This is a genomic window from Tabrizicola caldifontis (assembly GCF_004762095.1).
GTDB classification, from domain to species: domain Bacteria; phylum Pseudomonadota; class Alphaproteobacteria; order Rhodobacterales; family Rhodobacteraceae; genus Tabrizicola; species Tabrizicola caldifontis.
In genome coordinates this window covers 1-17,159 of record NZ_SIJH01000023.1, presented here as the reverse complement: position 1 = coordinate 17,159, position 17,159 = coordinate 1, and the positions used below count along the sequence as shown (strand labels likewise).

The window sequence follows — 17,159 nt, the reverse complement described above, 5'->3', positions numbered from 1 at the left end:
CTCAGCGCACCTTGCCGACGATCAGGCTGGCATTGGTTCCGCCGAAGCCGAAGCTGTTCGAAAGCGCCACGTCGATCCGCCGCCGCACCGCATGGTGCGGGGCAAGGTCCAGCTTCGGCGTCACCGCCGGATTGTCCAGATTCAATGTCGGCGGTGCGACCTGGTCGCGGATCGCAAGAATGCAGAAGATAGCCTCGACCGCCCCCGCCGCGCCTAGAAGATGCCCGATCGAGGATTTGGTCGACGACATCGTCGCATTGACCGCATGGTTGCCCAGCAGCCGTTCGACGGCGGACAGTTCGATAGTATCCGCCATGGTGCTGGTGCCATGCGCGTTGATGTAGTCGATTTCCGCCGGCGACAGACCAGCGCGGGCCAATGCCGCCGACATCGACCGGAAGCCCCCGTCGCCATCTTCGGACGGTGCGGTGATATGATAGGCGTCGCCCGACAGGCCATAGCCCAGCACTTCCGCATAGATCCTTGCCCCGCGCGCCTGGGCGTGCTCGTATTCTTCCAGCACCACGACGCCCGCGCCCTCGCCCATCACAAAGCCGTCGCGGTCCGCGTCATAGGGACGGCTTGCCTTGGCCGGATCGTCGGCGCGCTTGGTCGACAGGGCCTTGCAGGCGTTGAACCCGGCAATCCCGATCTCGCTGATCGGGCTTTCCGCGCCACCGGCAACCATCACATCGGCGTCGCCGAAGGCAATCAGCCGCGCCGCGTCACCAATCGCGTGGGCGCCAGTGGAGCAGGCTGTCACCACGGCATGGTTCGGCCCCTTGAAGCCGAAGCGGATCGACACCTGACCCGAGACCAGGTTGATCAGCGCGCCGGGAATGAAGAAGGGCGAAACCCGCTTCGGGCCCTTCTCCTTGATCAGCACCGCGGTTTCGGCAATCGAGGTCAGTCCGCCGATCCCCGACCCGATCATGACCCCGGTCCGCAGCTTTTCCTCTTCGGATGGGGCCTCCCACCCGGCGTCGCGCACCGCCTGCGTCGCTGCCGCCATGCCATAAATGATGAAGTCATCGACCTTGCGCTGTTCCTTCGGCTCCATCCAGTCGTCGGGATTGAAGGTTCCATCCGACCCGTCGCCTCTTGGAATCTCGCAGGCATATTGCGTGACCACGTTTGATGGGTCGAACCGCGTGATCGGGCCCGCCCCCGACTGGCCGGCGAGCAACCGGCTCCACGTCTCTTCCACGCCACAGGCCAGGGGGGTGACCAAACCAAGGCCGGTGACCACGACACGCCGCATGCTGCTCTCTCCCTCGAAGACAGGCTTTTGCCGGGTGATACACGCCGCCTTTCACCCGCGCAACCGTGGGGCCCCGGGATCGGCGGCCAGCGCAAACGCAAAAGGCACCCCGAAGGGTGCCCCGCTGTCCCGCAAAGGGAAGGGATCTCAGGCGGCTTCCGAAATGAACTTCACCGCGTCGCCGAAGGTCTGGATGGTCTCGGCGGCGTCATCGGGGATCTCGATGCCGAATTCTTCCTCGAAGGCCATGACCAGCTCGACCGTGTCCAGAGAATCCGCCCCCAGATCGTCGATGAACGAGGCCGATTCCGTCACCTTGTCCTCTTCGACGCCCAGATGCTCGACGACGATCTTCTTCACGCGATCAGCGATGTCGCTCATGTCCGTTCCTCTATCTTGGCGGGGCTCGTCCCGGCCTTGTCTCATTCTGCCCGTTGCCGGGCGGTTGTCTGCCTGGGCCGGGGCCCCTGCGGAAATCCTGCGCGCCTATAGCAAGGGTCGCGGCGCATGGCAAACGCTTTAACCTGACTTGTGGCGGGCCGTCATCACCCCATCGCCATACCGCCGTTTACGTGCAGCGTGGCCCCTGTCACATAGCCCGCCTCCTGTGACGCGAGATAAAGAACCGCCGCGGCAATCTCCTGCGGTGTGCCCATGCGGCCCGCCGGCACCGCACCCAGTATAGCTGCCCGCTGCTGCTCGTTCAGCTTGTCGGTCATTGCCGTCTCGATGAAGCCCGGCGCCACGCAGTTCACGGTGATTCCCCGGCTGGCCACTTCTGCCGCCAGCGACTTCGACAGCCCCACCATCCCGGCCTTCGACGCCGCATAGTTGACCTGGCCGGGATTTCCGGTAGTCCCCACGACGGACGAAATGTTGACGATCCGCCCCCAGCGCGCCTTCATCATTCCCCGGACCGCAGCGCGACACAGCCGGAAGGTCGCTGTCAGGTTCACGTCGATGACGGATTGCCAGTCCTCGTCCGACATCCGCATGATAAGGCCGTCGCGGGTAATTCCGGCGTTGTTTACCAGAATGTCCACCGCACCCATCGCCTCGACCGCGCGCTTGACCAGACCCTCGACTTCCTCGGGGTTCGACAGGTTGCAGGACAGCACATGGGCACGCTCGCCCAGGTCAGCGGCGAGAGCCTCCAGCGGCTGTATCCGCGTGCCGGACAGGCCCACTGTTGCCCCCGCCGTATGCAACACCCGGGCGATCTCGGCACCGATGCCGCCACTCGCGCCGGTCACCAGCGCGCATTTTCCGGTCAGATCGAACATCTTGTCTCCTCTCAGCCCTTCAGGGCGGCAATGTCTTCGGGCGTGCCGATCGCACGGGTGACGGCACCGGGCGCAATGCGCTTGATCATCCCCGACAGTGCCTTGCCCGCGCCGATCTCCCAGAACTCGGTCACACCCGCCCTTTCCATCCAGAGCACCGATTCCCGCCAGCGGACCGAACCGGTAACCTGCGCCACCAGCAAGTCCATGATCCGGTCGGGTTCCGTCACCGCCTCGGCGCGGACGTTCACGACGACAGGCACGGCGGGCCTGGCAATAGGCACCGCCGCCAGCGCCTCGGCCATCACGCGCGCGGCCGGCTGCATCAGCGCGCAATGGAAGGGGGCGGATACCGGCAGCATCAGCGCCCGCTTCGCCCCCCTGGCTTTGGCGATCTCGACCGCCCGTTCAACCGCTGCCTTGTGGCCCGACACCACCACCTGCGCCGGATCGTTGTCATTCGCTGCCTGGCAGACCTCGCCCTGGGCCGCCTCGGCCGCAACCGCAGCCGCCGTCTCGAAGTCGAGCCCCAGCAGCGCCGCCATCGCCCCGATACCCACCGGGACTGCCTCCTGCATCGCGCGACCCCGGATCCGCAACAGCCGCGCGGTATCCGAAAGCGTCAGCGACCCCGCCGCGCATAGTGCCGAATATTCGCCAAGCGAGTGCCCGGCAACGAAGCTTGCCTGCTCGATCCCCAAACCTTCCGACTCAAGCGCCCTCAGCGCCGCGATGGAAGTTGCCATCAGCGCGGGCTGGGCGTTCTGCGTCAGCGTCAGTTCGGCAATATCGCCTTCCCAGATCAGGGCCGAAAGCTTCTCGCCCAGCGCCGCGTCCACCTCGTCGAACACGGCCTTCGCCACCGGATAGGCTTCGGCCAGGGCCTTCCCCATGCCGATGGTCTGGGCCCCCTGCCCCGGAAAGACGAATGCGCGGCTCATGGCTTTCTCCCCTTGCTTTGTCACCGGATAGCGCGGTGGAAACCAGTGCGCAATCGCCCGCACAAGTCCTGTGCGGCCTGCGCCCTGTGCGCAGGGTGAAATAGGGGACTAGATGGTCAACAGACCATCGCAGGAGTCCCGATGCCCGCCCGCAACTCCGACACACGCTTCGGCACCGTCACCCGAACCTTTCACTGGCTGGTGGCGCTGCTGATCCTGACCGCGATCCTGCTTGGCGTCATCGCCAACCGGCTGCCCCACGACACGGCCGAGGCACTGGCGCGCAAGGCACAGCTTTTCTCGTTCCACAAGACACTGGGCCTCGCAGCCTTCTTCCTCGGCTTGGCCCGCATCCTATGGGCGCTTGAGGAACGGCGCCCCGTGCCGCTTCATCCCCAGCGCAAGGTGGAACTGACGCTTGCATGGCTGGTCCACTGGATTCTTTACCTCTCGCTTGTCGCAGTGCCGCTTTCGGGATGGGTGCATCATGCCGCGATGACCGGCTTCGCCCCGATCCTCTGGCCCTTCGGACAGACCCTTCCCTTCGTCCCGCAGTCCCAGGCCGTGGCCAATGCCGCAGGTGCCGCGCATTGGGTCTTCACCAGGCTCCTTGGGCTGGCGATCCTCTTGCACATCGCCGGCGCGATGAAACACCACCTCATCGACCGCGACGCTACCCTGTTGCGCATGCTGCGCGGGGTCAGCGCCCCCGACCGCCCGCATCCGGTGCGCCACGCCGCCCTGCCGGCCATCCTTGCCCTTGCGCTCTATTCCACAGCCGCAGGCCTTGCCACCCTTCTGGTGCCGAATACAGAAGCCGTGGCCAGCGCCCCACCGCCCCCGCCGGCCGCCGGCAACTGGACGGTCGAGGATGGTACACTTTCGATCACCGTGCGCCAGATGGGCGCCGAAGTCACCGGCAGCTTCGCCGCGTGGACCGCCGGGATCACCTTTGATGAAACCCCGACCGAAGGTCGCCACGGCAGCGTCGTCGTCACCATCGACACCGGCAGCCTCACCCTGGGCAGCGTCACCCGGCAGGCGCAGGAGGCCGAATTCTTCGACGTCGCCACCCACCCGACCGCCACCTTCAGCGCTGACATCCTGCCCGCGCCCGATGGCTATGCGGCTCAGGGCACCCTGACACTGCGCGGGGTTGACCGGCCCGTAACCCTGCCCTTCTCGCTTCTGATCGATGGCGACACGGCGCGAATGACCGGAACCGTCACCCTCGACCGACGCGATTTCGGCATGGGCCAAAGCTACGACGACGAGGCCGCGGTCGGCTTCCCGGTGGTGGTTGATGTCGTCCTGACAGCTGCCCGCAGCTGACCCGCGAAAGACGGGCAAAGCGCGCGAACAGCCGCCCGAAAAGAAAGGGGCCGCCCGGACTACCGGACGGCCCCTTCGCCACTGACAGATGGCTCACTCCGCCTTCATCGCCTCGATCGAGATCTGCACCTCGACCTCGTCACTAACGAAGGGCGCGAACTGGCCAAGATTGAAGTCGCTGCGCAACAGCGTCGTCGTGGCCGAAAAGCCCGCCCAAGGCTTGCCCTCCATAGGATGGTCGCCGACCTGGTTCAGCACCGCCTCAAGCACCACAGGCTTCGTCACCTCGTTCAGCGTCAGATCGCCCGTGATCCTGGCGGTATTTTCTCCGGTCACCTCGATGCCGGTCGAAGTGAAGGTCACCATCTCGTCCTCGGCCGCTCCGAAGAAGTCGGGCGACATGAAATGGTCGAACCGAGCCTCCCAGCCGGTCAGCATCGTGCGCACCGGAAAGGCCACCGTGACCGACGAGGCCGCCGGGTTTGCCTGGTCGAACATGATCTCCCCGTCAAAGCCAGAGAACATGCCCCAGCTGGTCGAATAGCCCAGGTGATTGTAGCTGAAGACGATCTGGCTGTGGCTGGCGTCCAGCACATACCTTTCCGCTTCGGCAAGGGCGGGGGTTGTGACAAGGGCGGCCGACAAGGCCAGGGCGAAAAGACGGGTCATGCTTCACCTTGTGATCTGCGGCCCGCAGGCCGTGGGTTGAGGCGGCGAAGGATGCGGGCGTCGCCGCAGCGCGGCAATCCGGCAGGCCGGAAGGCTGACTGTTCGAAAATGAACAACTGGCGCGGAAATCGGCGAACCGCGCGCAGCGCGGCCTTTTTCATTTCGCCCATTTCACTTGCAAGTGCGGCAAGTCCCTGTATAAGGCCGCATCCTTTCCGCTTATCCATGAACTGGCGATGCCTCTCGTGGACGGGCTGCGGAAAGGCCAATCGCCCGTCCTGTGAAGCCGCCCTGAAACGAAGGAAGCCCGCATGCCTCTTTACGAGCATGTCTTCATCGCGCGTCAAGACCTTTCCAACGCGCAGGCCGAAGGCCTTATCGAACATTTCTCCACCGTCCTCGCGGACAACGGCGGCAAGGTCGTTGATCAGGAGTACTGGGGCGTCAAGACGATGGCCTACAAGATCAACAAGAACCGCAAGGGCCACTACGCCTTCCTCAAGACGGACGCGCCCGCCGCTGCCGTGCAGGAAATGGAACGCCTGATGCGCCTGCATGACGACGTGATGCGCGTGCTGACCATCAAGGTGGACAAGCACGGCGAAGGCCCCTCGGTCCAGATGCAGAAGCGGGAAGACCGTGATGGCGACCGTGGCGGCTTTGGCGGCGAACGCCGCGAGCGCCCGTCGTTTGGCGAACGTTCCCCGGCCCCGCGTCGTTGATCTGAGAAAGGACACATCATGGCGAACAAACCGTTCTTCCGCCGCCGCAAGGTTTGCCCCTTCTCGGGCGACAATGCTCCGGCAATCGACTACAAGGACACGCGTCTGCTGCAGCGCTACATCTCCGAGCGCGGCAAGATCGTGCCGTCCCGCATCACCGCAGTCTCGGCGAAGAAGCAGCGTGAACTGGCCCAGGCCATCAAGCGCGCCCGCTTCCTGGCCCTGCTGCCCTATGCCGTGAAATAAGGAGCGACGCACATGCAAGTCATCCTTCTGGAACGCGTGGCCAAGCTTGGCCAGATGGGCGAGGTCGTGAACGTCAAGGACGGATACGCCCGCAACTACCTGCTCCCGCAGGGCAAGGCGCTTCGCGCAAACGAGGCCAACATCAAGGCCTTCGAGGCGAAGAAGGCCCAGCTGGAAGCCACCAACCTGGAAACCCGCCGGGAAGCCGAGGCCGTGGCCGAGAAGCTCGACGGCCAGACCTTCATCGTGATCCGCTCGGCTTCGGACGCCGGCGCTCTTTACGGTTCTGTCACGCCGCGCGATGCGGCCGAGGCCGCGACCGAGGCAGGCTTCACCATCAGCCGGACCCAGGTCGTGCTGGACAAGCCGATCAAGGAACTGGGACTTCATACCGTTTCGGTGCGCCTGCACCCGGAAGTCGCGGTCAAGATCACGCTGAACGTGGCCCGGTCGGCCGAAGAAGCCGAACTGCAGGCCTCGGGCAAGTCGATCCAGGAACTTGCCGCCGAGGCCGAAGCCCAGGCAGAGTTCGAGATCGCCGAGCTGTTCGACGAAGTTGGCGCCGCCGCTTCCGAGGAATAGCCCGGTCCCCACGGGGCTGCAAACCGCGTTCGGGCTGTCCCGGGCGCGGTTTTCTCTTGCCGCGCGGCCGCAGCAGGCCGCCTTCGGTGTGGTGAAGGCCGATCCGTATCTGCGCGCATCATGTCATGCACGATCTTTCGGCAATATCGCGCGGCGACCCTGCGCGACCCACGGAACACGGCCCCTCCTGTTCAGGGCCCCGATCTCTCCACAGCTGCCGGTGGCCCCGTCGCGCACCGTGTCATGTTCCTGGCCGCGGGCCAGGCGCCGTGCGGTCCGGGGCGACCGCCCCCCCTGTCATCCAATGGCTGGGTCAGCGTCTCCTTAAGATACGCGCAGGACCGATAAGGAAGCGTGCCCTGGAGGCGCGATCAGCGCAAACGTAAAGGCCGCACCCGAAGGCGCGGCCTGATCCTCGCTGCCGGATCTGCTGCCGGCTTACATCTCGTCCAGCGCCTCGACGGCCTTCTGCAGCTCGTCCTTCGATACTTCCTTCTCGGTCACGTTGGCCAGCGAAACAAGGTGATCGACGACCTTGTCCTCGAAGACCGGGGCGCGCAGCTGCTGCTGCATCTGGACGTTCTTCTGCACGAATTCGAAGAACTGCCGCTCCTGCCCCGGGTACTGGCGGGCGGCGGCCAGCACGGCCTGGGTCATCTCGGCATCGGTCACGGTGACCTCGGCCTTGCGGCCGATCTCGGCCAGCAGCAGCCCCAGGCGCACACGGCGCTCAGCCAGCTTCCTGTGCTCGTCCGTCGGCTCGATCGCCCCGTGGTCATGGCCGTGCTCGTGCGGATGCTCCTCGTGCCAAAGCTGATGAGCAATCTGGTTTGCCTCGGCCTCAACCAGTTTCGACGGCAGGTCGAACTTGACCATTGCGTCCAGCTGGTCAAGCAGCGACCGCTTCAGCACCGCGCGGGCGGCGCCCTTGTATTCGGCTTCCAGCCGCTCGGCGATCTGGGCCTTCAGCTTGTCCAGATCCTCGGCACCGAACTTCTTCGCCAGCTCGTCATCGATCGCGGCAGGCTTCGGCTCCTTCACCGCCTTCACGGTGCAGGCAAAGACTGCGGCCTTGCCCGCCAGGTGGCTGGCGCCGTAGTTTTCCGGGAACGACACGTTCACGTTGACCTCGTCGCCCACCTTCGCGCCGATCAGCTGGTCCTCGAAACCGGGGATGAAGCTCTTCGAGCCCAGCACCAGCGGGTAGTCCTCGGCCGAGCCGCCCTCGAAGAGCTCGCCATCGACCGAACCCTTGAAGTCGATCACAACCTGATCGCCCTCCTTGGCCTTCGAGCCCTTCTTGCGATCCTCGAAGGTCTTGGCCGAGCTGGCCAGGTTCTCCAGCGCTTCGTCGATCGACTTGTCGTCGGCCTTCACGATCAGCCGCTCAAGCTTGATGCTCGATACATCCACCTCGGGGATCGGGGGCAGCGCGTCATAGGTCATCTCGACGACGACATCCTGACCTTCCTTCCAGGTCTCGCCGCCGACCATCTTCACTTCCGGCTGCAGCGCCGGCCGGTCGCCGGTCTTGTCGAAATGATCGCGCATCGCCGCGTCGATGGCTTCCTGCATCGCATCGCCCAGCACACGCGCGCCGAATTGCTTCTTCAGGATGGCCAGCGGCACCTTGCCCTTGCGGAAACCCTTGATCTCGACCTCGGGCTGCGCCTCCAGCAGCTTTTCCTGCACCTTGGCATCCAGTTCGGCCGCCGTGACGGTGATGGTATAGCCGCGCTTGAGGCCTTCGTTCAGGGTCTCGGTGACCTGCATGCTGGGGTGTCCTTCCTACGATCCAATCCGGGCGCGATTGCGCAAAAGCCCACCGGCGCAAGGCGCAAGCCCCGCGCGGGTCGCGGGCCTTCTATCAAAGCTTTTCCGCGGTTGTAAGGGGGAATAAGGGGCAAATCGTCACGGCCGGGAACCCGGTGACGTGGTGCGGGTGAAGGGACTTGAACCCCCACGCCTTGCGGCGCCGGAACCTAAATCCGGTGCGTCTGCCAGTTCCGCCACACCCGCACGCCCGTCCTTCTAGCAAACCGGATGCACATGCGCGAGGGGCAATCGCCCGCCATCTTGTTGCCGCAAGCCCTGCGCGATGCCGCCACATCTGCCCCGAAATGACCGAATGTGGACCGAAGCCGGGTCACAAATCGGTGAAATTCCTGCACCAGGAAGGATCAGGTCAGGGTTTGCCATGGACACGACGTCGCACATTTCCGGCATCAGGGCGGACAGTGGCGCCACCACACTGACCGGCGTCCTGGAAGGCACCCGCATCGCGACGATGGATGGGCTGCTGCCTGTCGAATACCTGCAACCCGGCGACCGCATCGTGACGCGCACCGGGGGCCGCAAGCTTCTGGCCATTTCCGTGCTGCGCCGCCGCGCGATGGAGCTGGTGCGGGTCCGCGGCTCGGTCCTCGGTCACGGCCGACCCGAAGAAGATCTGCTTCTCGCCCCCGGCCAGTGCCTCTTGATCCGCGACTGGCGCGCCCGGGCGCTTTATGGTCGCGATTTTGCCGCCATTCCCGCCGCCCGGCTGGAAGATGGTGAATTCGTCCTTCGGGAGTTTCATGGCCAGGTCCGCCTCTATACCCTCCGCTTCGAGGAGGACGCGGTAATCTATGCAGAGGGGCTGGAACTCGCCTGCCCTGCCCTCGCGCATGAGGAAAGCGGGGTCTGATCCCCGACCTGCCCCGCGGGCAGCACGGGAACCTTGGGTCGTCGCGCCCCGACCCGACCGGCGTCGGCGTCTTTCTCGCATCGACATCCCGAAGATGCGGCGCCAATGCCTTCGCCAGTGTCCCGGGCAGCGCAAGCCGCAGCAGACTTCGCCACTCCTGCCCGCGACCGCGCCAGCATCACATTTCGCGGTTCGGCCCACCGGGGCGTGATACAGCCGGGGTGCGGCCTTCCCGATCCGATTGCCTGTCCTGCCACGCGCACCGCAGACCAGGCGCCTGCCACCCCCTCGTGGGTAGGGGGTGGGGATGGGGGCCGGCGAAGCGTGCGGATGACGCCGCGTCCCACTACCCATGCGCGATTTCCTCGCTAATCTCGCCGCATGACACCCCTGTCCCCCATCCGCACCACCTTCGAGACCATGCACGCCGGCAATGCCGAACGCCGCATCCGTTTCGGCCTCGGTGAACGACGCGCCGCGCTCGACCGGCTGGCCAGTGTGATGCGCGCCAACGAAAAGGCCATCGTGGAAGCCGTCAGATCCGACCTTGGCCGCCCCGAGGCCGAGACGATCCTTATCGACTACCTCACGGTGCTGCAGGACATCCGCCATGCCCGCCGCCGACTGCACGCGTGGATGCGGCCCCGCCGCGTTGCGCCCACATTTGCCACCTTCGGCGCCTCGGGCAAGGTGATCCCGCAGCCGCGGGGCACCTGCCTGATCATCTCGCCCTGGAACCTGCCATTCTGCCTTGCGCTTTCCCCCCTCGTCTCCTGTCTCGCAGCCGGTAATGCCGCGATCCTCAAACCGTCCGAGGTGACGCCAGCAAGCAGCGCCCTGATCGCAAGGATGATCGCCGCAGCCTTCCCGCCAGACCTGGTAAGCGTGATCGAGGGCGGAAAGGAGGTGGCGGAAGAGCTTCTCGCCCTGCCCTTCGATCATATCTTCTTCACCGGCAGTCCGGCAGTCGGAAAGATCGTGATGGCCGCAGCCGCGCGGAACCTGACGTCCGTCACCCTGGAACTGGGCGGCAAGTCCCCGGTCATCGTCGGCGAAGGCGCAGACATCGAACGTGCCGCTGACTGGATCGTTTTCGGCAAGTTCCTGAATGCAGGTCAGGTCTGCATCGCGCCCGACCACCTTTTCGTACACGTCAGCATCAAGGACCGCTTCCTTTCTGCCCTTCGGGCACGCATCGCGAAGGCATACGACACCGCGGCAGCAAGCGAAAACCTTTGCCAGATCGTCAGTGACCAGCACGCAAGCCGCCTTTCTGCGCTCATCGCCGATGCGCTGGAAAAGGGCGCCGACCCCGTTCACGACAACGGAGGCGAAGGCCGGACCAGAGGACCCCTTCTGCTGCACGGCATAACCCCCGAAATGCTGCTGGATCAGGAGGAAATCTTCGGTCCGATCCTGCCGATCCTGCCCTTTGACGACCTTTCCCCCGTGATCGACAGGATCAACGCCCGCGACAAGCCGCTTGCGCTTTACATCTTCGACCGTGACCAGGCACGAATCGACCGTATCATCAGCCAGACCACCTCGGGCGGGGTCGGGATCAACCTGACGGTGGTGCACTATGCCCAGGCCAACCTGCCCTTCGGCGGGGTGAACACCTCCGGAATAGGTGCCGCGCATGGGGAATGGGGCTTCCGCGCCTTCAGCCACGAACGCGCCATCCTGCAGAACCGGTTCCTGGCCCTGCCCCTTCTGTTCCCGCCTTACGACCGGCACAAGATGCGATTGATCGGGCTGATCAAGCGGGTGTTGGGATGACCTGGCACTACATCATCGTCGGCGCCGGGTCTGCAGGCTGCGTCCTGGCCAACCGCCTTTCCCGGAACCCCAGAACCCGCGTCTGCCTGATCGAGGCCGGACCACCGGACCGCAACCCGTTGATCCACGTGCCACTGGGCCTCGCCCTTCTTGCGCGGTCGCGGCACATCAACTGGGCCTATGACACCGAGCCGCAGCCCCAGCTGGGAAACCGCAGCCTCTACTGGCCCCGGGGCCGCGTCCTTGGCGGGTCCAGCTCGATCAACGCCATGATCTACATGCGCGGCCATCCCGAAGACTACCGGGGATGGGCACAGGCTGCCGGTCCCGAATGGGACTGGCCTGCAGTCCGGCGGATCTTTCTCGAACATGAGGCGAACACCGCGTTCACCGAACCCCATCACGGCACCGATGGGCCGCTGACGGTCAGCGATCTTCGCCACCCCAACCCGCTTTCCCGGGCCTTCGTACAGGCGGGGATCGAATGCCTGCACGCCGAAAACCCCGACTTCAACGGCACGACGCAAGAGGGTGTCGGTCTCTATCAGGTCACGCAAGAAAACGGCCAGCGACACAGTGCCGCCCGCGCGTTTCTTGACCCCGTGCGCCAGAGGCCGAACCTGACCATCCTGACCGGTGCGCAGGTTCACCGTGTCCTTTTCGACGGGCGCCGGGCAACTGGTGTCCGCCTGAAAGGGCGCGACCTTTCTCTGGCCGAGGGCGGCGAGATCATCCTTTCCGGCGGCGCGATCAACTCGCCACAGGTGCTGATGCTCTCTGGCATCGGGCCGGCGGCACATCTTCACGCCATGGGGATCCCGATCCTTTTCAACGCGCCGGAAGTCGGGGAAAACCTGGCCGATCATCTTGACGTCACCGTGCAGGCCGCGCTGAAAGGCCGCGAGGCGATCGGCATAACCCCCTCGTTCCTTCCGCGCGCGATCCGCGCTGCCTGGGCCTATGCCCGCCACCGGACAGGGGAACTGACATCTAACGTGGCCGAGGCCGGGGGCTTTGCCCGCTCCGATGCATCGCGCGACCGGCCAAACCTGCAATTCCACTTCATCCCGGCCTATCTGCACGACCACGGTCGCCGCACCTCGTTCGGCTATGGGCTTACGCTGCATGTCTGCAACCTTCTGCCGAAATCACGCGGGTGCATCACGCTCGCCTCTCCCGACCCCACGGCCAAGCCCCTGATCGACCCGAACTATCTGTCCGACCCCGATGATCTGCCGGTGCTGCTTGCCGGCCTGAAACAGGCGCGCGCCATCATCCAGGCGCCAGCCCTGGCGCGCCACGTCGCCCGGGAAACCCAGCCCGGTGCCGACATCGCCTCTGACGAGGCCCTTGCCGCTGTCATCCGGGCACGGGCCGAGACGATCTACCACCCTGTGGGCACCTGCCGCATGGGCCGTGATTCGGCTTCGGTCACCGATCCGGCAGGCCGTGTACGGGGGGTCGAGGGACTGCGGGTCGTCGATGCCTCGCTGATGCCGGCGATCATCGCGGGCAACACCAACGCACCGACCATGATGATTGCCGAGAACATTGCGCGCATGATGCCGACCCCGCACTGACAGCGCAGCAGCCGGACAGACTGTCATACAGTTTTTACAAAACTGATGAATAAGCGTCACGTGGCGGGGCTAGAGCCGGTCCCATGCAGCCATCCGAGGCCGCAGGTATTGCAGGAGTGCATCCATGAAATCCTTCCAGATCACCGCTTCGGTGCTGGCCCTTGCTGCCATCGCGCCGATGGCCGAAGCTCGTGACCAGATCCGCATCGTCGGTTCTTCGACCGTCTTCCCCTACACCCAGGCGGTCGCCGAAGAATTCGCCAACCAGGGCGGCGCGGCTCCGGTCGTGGAATCCACCGGCACCGGCGGCGGCATGCAGATCTTCTGCGCCGGCGTGGGCGCCGACCATCCCGACATCACCGGCGCCTCGCGTGCGATGAAGAAGTCGGAATACGAGCTGTGCGTGCAGAATGGCGTGACGGACATCACCGAAGCCATGATCGGCTACGACGGCCTGGCCATCGCCATCAGCCGCGCGAACGAAACCGATTGGGATCTGACGCTGGAACAGGTCTACAAGGCGCTTGCCGCCAAGGTGCCGGTCGATGGCCAGCTGGTGGACAACCCCTACAAGAAGTGGTCGGACATCGACGCCGCGCTTCCCGACACCCCGATCCTCGCCTACGGCCCGCCGCCCACCTCGGGCACCCGCGACGCCTTCGTGGAACTGGCGATGCATGTCGGCTGCGCCGCGACCGACTATGCCAAGGCACTGAAGGAAGCCAACGCCGACGACTACAAGAAGTTCGTCGAGGAAGACTGCTCGCGCATGCGTCAGGACGGCCCCTTCGTCGAGGCGGGCGAGAATGACAACCTGATCGTCCAGCGCCTCGAGGCGGATCCGAACGCGGTCGGGATCTTCGGTTATTCGTTCCTCTATGAAAACCTCGACAAGCTGAAGGACGTCAAGATCAACGGCGTCGAGGCCAACATAGACACGATTGCCAGCTTCGAATACCCGATCTCGCGGCCGCTCTTCATCTATGTGAAGAACGCCCACCGCGGCGTGATCCCGGGCCTGAACGAATTCCTGGCGACCTATGCCTCGGAAGACGCCCTGGGCAAGGGCGGCTACCTGGAAGAGCGCGGCCTCGTGGTCCTCAGCGACGAAGCCCTGGCTGCCGTGCAGGACGCGCTGACCAAGGGCGTCAACATGGCTGCTCCCCAGAAGTGATCCAACGCATCCGCCCGGGGCCCTGTGCCCCGGGCGGTGCTCTGCCCAGCCTACAGGGGGCCGACCATGACCACGCTTGCATTCCTGATCCTCTTCGCAGCCGTCGTCATCGGCTATTTCCTGAACCGCCATGCAGCCGCGCAGATCCGCGCCCACGGAACAAGGCTGCACTCGCTTGTCGGTTTTCATGGCCTCTATTCCGCACTGCTGATCGCTGTCTCGGGCATTGTGGTCATCCTGCTATGGCTGATGCTGCAAGGCAGCGTGATCGACCGCAGCGTCATGGCCTCGCTGCCCCCCGGGGTGCTTGACGGCCTTGACAAGGGTCAGACCGCCCTGATCCTGACCGAAATCAAATCCATCGCCCGCGGCCAGGTTTTCGGTACGCCCGAGGAATGGAAGCTTGCAGCAGCCGAGCTGCTGAAGGAACGCACCGCCGCGGCCCGGCTTGCCATGGTCGTAATCGTGGCGCTGATGTCGATTGCGCTGATGGTCTTCGCACGTACGCGCGTTTCGGCCGAATTCCGCGCCCGGCACGGGGTTGAACGCATCATCTATGGACTGATGATCTTCTGTTCCACCGTGGCGATCTTCACCACCATCGGCATCGTCCTTTCGCTGGTCTTCGAAAGCATCAAGTTCTTCCGCATGGTGCCGATCCAGGAATTCCTGTTCGGCCTGCGCTGGGAACCGCAGATCGCCATCCGGGCCGACCAGGTGGCGGGCCAGGGTGCCTTCGGCGTGCTGCCCGTGCTGCTTGGATCGGTCGTGATCATGATGATCGCCCTTGTCGTCGCCGTGCCGATCGGCCTGTTTGCCGCGATCTACCTGAACGAATTCGCCTCTCCCCGCACCCGCAATATCGTGAAGCCAGTGCTGGAAATCCTCGCCGGCGTGCCGACCATCGTGTATGGCTTCTTCGCCATCCTGATCATCGCGCCCTTCCTGCGCTCGACCGGGGCCAGCCTGGGGCTGGATGTCGCGCCGAACACCGCGCTTGCGGCCGGTGTCTGCATGGCGATCATGCTGATCCCGTTCATCTCTTCCTTCACGGACGACGCGCTGTCGGCCGTGCCGCGGGCGTTGTCGGACGGCTCGCTGGCGCTTGGCGCCACACGAGGCGAGACGATGATGAAGGTGCTCTTTCCCGCCGCCATTCCCGGCATCGTCGGTGGCATCCTGCTGGCCGTCAGCCGCGCCATCGGCGAGACGATGATCGTCGTCATGGCCGCCGGCATCATCGCCAAGCTGACGATCAACCCGCTCGACACCGTGACAACCGTGACCGTCCAGATCGTCACGCTGCTGATCGGCGATACCGAATTCGACAACCCCAAGACCCTGGCTGCCTTCGCGCTTGGCATGCTTCTCTTCGTCGTCACGCTGTTCATCAACATCCTCGCGCTCCGCATCGTGCGGAAATACCGCGAACTTTACGACTAGGCGGCCCCCCATGACCGATACCTCTCCCTCGTCGCAAACCGGAGCGGGGTTTGACTGGACCTCGGACGCCTACCGCGAAAGGCTGCGCAAGCGGCGGCGCAGCGAGCTTTTGCTGCGTATGGCGGGACTGGTCTCGATCAGTCTGGCAATCGGCTTCCTGATGCTGATGCTCGGCTCTCTGGCGACGACCGGCTACAAGGCCTTCACCCAGACCCATGTCACCATTGATGTCCGCCTCGACCCGGCGCTGGTCGATGCCGAGGATGTGGCAGGCAGCAACTGGCGCCGGGTGATGCAGGCCGCCGTGGCCGAGATGTTCCCCGGCCTTGAAGACCGCGCCCTGCGCGATGTGCGCGCCATCCTGTCTGACGGGGCAACCTTCATGGTCCGCGACCGCGTGGTGGCCGATCCGACGCTGATCGGTTCGGTCCTGACCATCCGTGTCCCGGTCTCTGACCCGTTCGACCAGCTGAACAAGGGCACCGTCGACCGCAACACGCCCGAGGCCAACCGCCGCGTCAGCGATGCCCAGATCGCCGCCTTCGACCAGCTTGTCGCCGCGGGCCGGATATCCACCCCCTTCAACTGGGCACTGTTCACCAGTGCCGATTCGCGCTTTCCCGAACTGGCCGGGCTCAAGGGGGCCTTTGTCGGCACGGGCTACCTGCTTCTGGTCTGCTTTGCCATCGCCCTGCCGGTCGGGATCGGCGCGGCGATCTATCTCGAGGAATTCGCGCCAAAGAACCGCATCAGCGACCTGATCGAGGTGAACATCAACAACCTCGCCGCGGTGCCCTCGGTCGTCTTCGGCCTTCTCGCCCTGGCGGTCTTTCTGAACTGGTTCGGCCTGATGCGCGGGTCGCCGCTGGTCGGCGGCCTGACACTTGCGCTGATGTCGCTACCAACAATTATCATCGCCACGCGCGCCTCGCTCAAGGCCGTGCCGCCGTCGATCCGCGAGGCGGCGCTGGGGATCGGCGCCTCGCGCCAGCAGGTCGTCTTCCACCATGTGCTGCCGCTGGCCATGCCCGGCATCATGACCGGCACGATCATCGCCATGGCACAGGCCATCGGCGAAACGGCTCCGCTTCTTCTGATCGGGATGAACGCCTTCATCACGGCCGCGCCTTCGACACCGTTCGAAAGCGCCACTACCCTGCCGACGCAGATCTTCATCTGGGCCGACAGTCCGGAACGCGGATTCGTCAGCCGGACCTCGGCCGCGATCCTGGTGCTTCTGACCATCCTGGTGATGATGAACGCCCTGGCGATCTGGCTGCGCCGCAGATTCGAACGGCGCTGGTAAGGGAATGGACGCGATGAATGACATGACACGCACGGGCCTTGATGCGGGCACTGTCACGGCCAAGATGTCTGCGCGTGGGGTTCAGGTGTATTACGGCACGAACCACGCGCTGAAGGATGTTGATGTTGACATCCTGGACCGGGCGGTGACGGCCT

General features: G+C 64.9%; 16 protein-coding genes and 1 tRNA gene. 10 read left to right on the top strand and 7 right to left on the bottom strand.

Annotation, left to right across the window (positions count from 1 at the left end):
* Position 1: 1 nt before the first annotated feature.
* The 4 genes from fabF to fabD form a co-directional block, all read right to left on the bottom strand.
* Positions 2–1,261, bottom strand: coding sequence for a beta-ketoacyl-ACP synthase II (gene fabF, locus EYB42_RS15920; RefSeq protein WP_135451071.1), 1,260 nt, complete (start codon positions 1,259–1,261; stop codon positions 2–4).
* Between the two features lie 147 nt (positions 1,262–1,408).
* Positions 1,409–1,642 carry an acyl carrier protein gene (locus tag EYB42_RS15915; RefSeq protein WP_103256210.1) on the bottom strand — a complete coding sequence of 78 codons (234 nt, stop codon included), beginning with the start codon at positions 1,640–1,642 and terminating at the stop codon, positions 1,409–1,411.
* 164 nt (positions 1,643–1,806) lie between these two features.
* Positions 1,807–2,544 (bottom strand): 3-oxoacyl-ACP reductase FabG, encoded by a 738-nt coding sequence (fabG, locus tag EYB42_RS15910; RefSeq protein WP_135451070.1) that lies wholly within the window; start codon positions 2,542–2,544, stop codon positions 1,807–1,809.
* Positions 2,545–2,555: 11 nt separating this feature from the next.
* A complete protein-coding gene (fabD, locus tag EYB42_RS15905; RefSeq protein ID WP_135451069.1) occupies positions 2,556–3,485 on the bottom strand; it encodes an ACP S-malonyltransferase in 930 nt (309 codons plus the stop codon).
* Positions 3,486–3,626: 141 nt separating this feature from the next.
* On the opposite strand from fabD, the gene EYB42_RS15900 reads away from it, so the two are divergent.
* The gene (locus EYB42_RS15900) at positions 3,627–4,817 is read left to right on the top strand and encodes a cytochrome b/b6 domain-containing protein (protein ID WP_135451068.1); all 1,191 of its coding nucleotides are present in this window, start codon (positions 3,627–3,629) and stop codon (positions 4,815–4,817) included.
* 93 nt (positions 4,818–4,910) lie between these two features.
* On the opposite strand, the gene EYB42_RS15895 is transcribed toward EYB42_RS15900, so the two are convergent.
* Positions 4,911–5,486, bottom strand: a complete 576-nt coding sequence (locus EYB42_RS15895; protein ID WP_135451067.1) for a YceI family protein — start codon at positions 5,484–5,486, stop codon at positions 4,911–4,913.
* Positions 5,487–5,797: 311 nt separating this feature from the next.
* On the opposite strand from EYB42_RS15895, the gene rpsF reads away from it, so the two are divergent.
* The 3 genes from rpsF to rplI are packed head-to-tail and all read left to right on the top strand — an operon-like array spanning position 5,798 to position 7,036.
* A complete protein-coding gene (gene rpsF / locus EYB42_RS15885; protein WP_135451065.1) occupies positions 5,798–6,208 on the top strand; it encodes a 30S ribosomal protein S6 in 411 nt (136 codons plus the stop codon).
* A gap of 18 nt (positions 6,209–6,226) precedes the next feature.
* Positions 6,227–6,454, top strand: coding sequence for a 30S ribosomal protein S18 (rpsR, locus tag EYB42_RS15880; RefSeq protein ID WP_103256213.1), 228 nt, complete (start codon positions 6,227–6,229; stop codon positions 6,452–6,454).
* Positions 6,455–6,466: 12 nt separating this feature from the next.
* Positions 6,467–7,036 carry a 50S ribosomal protein L9 gene (rplI, locus tag EYB42_RS15875; RefSeq protein ID WP_135451064.1) on the top strand — a complete coding sequence of 190 codons (570 nt, stop codon included), beginning with the start codon at positions 6,467–6,469 and terminating at the stop codon, positions 7,034–7,036.
* Positions 7,037–7,474: 438 nt separating this feature from the next.
* Here rplI and tig read toward each other — a convergent pair whose 3' ends face one another.
* Both tig and EYB42_RS15865 read right to left on the bottom strand, forming a co-directional pair.
* Positions 7,475–8,809 carry a trigger factor gene (gene tig, locus EYB42_RS15870; RefSeq protein ID WP_135451063.1) on the bottom strand — a complete coding sequence of 445 codons (1,335 nt, stop codon included), beginning with the start codon at positions 8,807–8,809 and terminating at the stop codon, positions 7,475–7,477.
* Between the two features lie 161 nt (positions 8,810–8,970).
* A tRNA-Leu gene (locus EYB42_RS15865) sits at positions 8,971–9,055 on the bottom strand.
* A 178-nt stretch (positions 9,056–9,233) separates the two neighbouring features.
* On the opposite strand from EYB42_RS15865, the gene EYB42_RS15860 reads away from it, so the two are divergent.
* The 6 genes from EYB42_RS15860 (at position 9,234) to pstA (ending at position 17,004) form a co-directional block, all read left to right on the top strand.
* Entirely contained in the window at positions 9,234–9,722 is a 489-nt protein-coding gene (locus EYB42_RS15860; protein WP_167851048.1) for a Hint domain-containing protein, read from the top strand.
* A 381-nt stretch (positions 9,723–10,103) separates the two neighbouring features.
* A complete protein-coding gene (locus EYB42_RS15855) occupies positions 10,104–11,501 on the top strand; it encodes an aldehyde dehydrogenase family protein (RefSeq protein ID WP_135451061.1) in 1,398 nt (465 codons plus the stop codon).
* Positions 11,498–13,081 carry a GMC family oxidoreductase gene (locus EYB42_RS15850; RefSeq protein ID WP_135451060.1) on the top strand — a complete coding sequence of 528 codons (1,584 nt, stop codon included), beginning with the start codon at positions 11,498–11,500 and terminating at the stop codon, positions 13,079–13,081. Before EYB42_RS15855 ends, EYB42_RS15850 begins: the two co-directional genes overlap by 4 nt.
* A gap of 124 nt (positions 13,082–13,205) precedes the next feature.
* A complete protein-coding gene (locus EYB42_RS15845; RefSeq protein ID WP_135451059.1) occupies positions 13,206–14,255 on the top strand; it encodes a PstS family phosphate ABC transporter substrate-binding protein in 1,050 nt (349 codons plus the stop codon).
* A gap of 66 nt (positions 14,256–14,321) precedes the next feature.
* Positions 14,322–15,698, top strand: a complete 1,377-nt coding sequence (pstC, locus tag EYB42_RS15840; protein WP_135451058.1) for a phosphate ABC transporter permease subunit PstC — start codon at positions 14,322–14,324, stop codon at positions 15,696–15,698.
* A 10-nt stretch (positions 15,699–15,708) separates the two neighbouring features.
* A complete protein-coding gene (gene pstA / locus EYB42_RS15835; protein WP_135451057.1) occupies positions 15,709–17,004 on the top strand; it encodes a phosphate ABC transporter permease PstA in 1,296 nt (431 codons plus the stop codon).
* Positions 17,005–17,159 lie beyond the last annotated feature (155 nt).